General features: G+C 46.0%; 1 protein-coding gene. It reads left to right on the top strand.

Annotated features, from left to right (window positions below; translation table 11 throughout):
• Window positions 1–116: 116 nt before the first annotated feature.
• Window positions 117–576, top strand: a 460-nt coding sequence (locus A3762_RS25155) for a heparinase II/III family protein (protein WP_197469575.1), incomplete at its 3' end; no start/stop codon positions are given.

Here is a 576-nt window from a genome sequence, read left to right as displayed (position 1 = left end):
GGCCGGCAGTGAATTTGGCATCGTTTTTATTTTATTTGAGAGTGCCATATCAGAACCGATCTGCATTGGAGCATTTAAGGTGGCTTGGCTTTGGTGTCAGCGAGATCGGCTCATGCGTGACTAATACAGAAGCCGAAAAAAGCGATTTATCAGAACTTACTCATTTTACTGATGGCGGTTTTGTAAAGATGAAGCTTGAGGGTTTAAGTGTTTTCTTCCGTTATCCGCGTTTTCGGTTTCGCCCCAGTCAATGTGATGCCTTGCATATCGATGTCTGGCGAGGCTTGGACAATGTTCTTCGTGATGCTGGCTCATACTCTTACAATGCTCAGGCAGCCGAATTGAATTACTTTAATGGCCCCGCAGGACATAACACCATTGAGTTTGACCAGCGTGCAGCAATGCCTAAGCTAAGTCGTTTTTTATACGGGGAGTGGCTCAAGCCTCAAGGTGTTTGTGTAGAAGAGGCTACCGATGCTATGTGCTTTGAAGCAGGTTATACCGACTATGAAGGCGTGAGTCATCACCGTAGCCTTCATTTGAGTGGGAAGGTACTCACCGTTACTGATACTTGCT

The organism is Oleiphilus sp. HI0125, from assembly GCF_001635355.1.
This window is presented reverse-complemented; position numbering and strand designations above follow the sequence as displayed.